Source organism: Vibrio sp. YT-15 (assembly GCF_033337445.1).
GTDB lineage: Bacteria > Pseudomonadota > Gammaproteobacteria > Enterobacterales > Vibrionaceae > Vibrio > Vibrio alginolyticus.
Genome location: NZ_JAWOQR010000092.1, coordinates 1 through 1,288 on the forward strand (window position 1 = coordinate 1; position 1,288 = coordinate 1,288).

General features: G+C 48.1%; 1 protein-coding gene and 1 pseudogene. One reads left to right on the top strand and one right to left on the bottom strand.

The features are described from left to right. Positions 1-51 precede the first annotated feature (51 nt). Positions 52-930: a carboxylate/amino acid/amine transporter gene (locus tag R7D93_RS25485; RefSeq protein WP_005467602.1), complete on the top strand. Its 879-nt coding sequence runs from the start codon at positions 52-54 to the stop codon at positions 928-930. Positions 931-1,001: 71 nt separating this feature from the next. Here R7D93_RS25485 and R7D93_RS25490 read toward each other — a convergent pair. After that, positions 1,002-1,288 (bottom strand): annotated as a pseudogene (locus R7D93_RS25490) (hypothetical protein); the annotation flags it as partial.

Sequence of the window (1,288 nt, forward strand, 5' to 3'; positions counted from 1 at the left end):
AAAACTTGGTTAGACTGCGGGCACATTTGTTGTTGATAAAGATTCTCATCCATGGCTTATCTATCCGCAGTTACCCTGCTTTGGGCATTTTCATTCAGCCTGATCGGCGTTTACCTTGCTGGTCAGGTTGATTCTTGGTTCTCCGTGTTCATGCGTGTGGCACTGGCCAGCGTTGTATTCATTCCTTTCCTTAAATTCCGCGGCGTAAGCAAATCTCTGATCGCGAAACTGATGATCGTCGGCGGCTTTCAGCTCGGTTTGATGTACTGCTTCTACTACCAGTCTTTCTTACTCCTTTCTGTTCCAGAAGTGTTGCTGTTCACTGTATTCACACCGATTTATGTGACGCTGATTTATGACTTCCTGAAAGGTCGTTTTTCGCCTTGGTATTTAGTCACTGCGCTGATCGCAGTCGCGGGTGCCGCATGGATCAAATTCGCTGGCATTAATGAAAACTTCCTAATGGGCTTTTTGGTCGTGCAAGGAGCAAACCTCTGCTTTGCCATCGGTCAGGTGGGCTACAAATACATCATGGAAAGTGAGCCCGTCGATTTACCACAGCACACCGTGTTTGGTTACTTCTACTTGGGTGCGCTTTGTGTAGCAACCGTGGCTTTCGCGCTCATGGGCAACCTCGACAAACTGCCAACCACCGCAACCCAATGGGGCATTTTGACCTACCTTGGTTTGATTGCATCAGGCTTTGGTTACTTTGCGTGGAACAAAGGGGCAACCTTAGTGAATGCCGGCGCGTTAGCGGTAATGAACAACGCGTTAGTGCCAGCAGGCCTGATTGTGAACATCGTAATTTGGAACCGAGACGTCGACATCGTGCGCCTCGCGATTGGCGGCGCGATCATCATGCTATCGCTGTGGATTAACGAAACGTGGGTGAAAAAACGCGTTGAAATGAGCTACGCCAATAAATAACGTGCCTTTCTCGACACATATTCCAGCAATAAAAAACGCTCTCCAGTTGGAGAGCGTTTTTTTTAATTCAATTAATGCACTTTGGCTTGCGAGCTTGCGCCCATCAACGCATTAGGCGGCGTTGGTAACAACACTTCCAACTTCGCATTGCGGGCTTCCAGTTTGCGTTGACGCTTGAGCAACTTCTGCTGCTTTTTTGCCACTTTTAGCAGCTTTTTCTGCTGTTTGTAGTGTTTTTTCAGTGCCTTTTTCGCTTTCTTAAGCGCTTTTTTATCGGCCAAATCAAACAGTGCAGGAGCCGCCATCGACACTGGTGTCACCACTTTCGCGGCTTGTTTCTTCTCTTTCACTCGCTCGA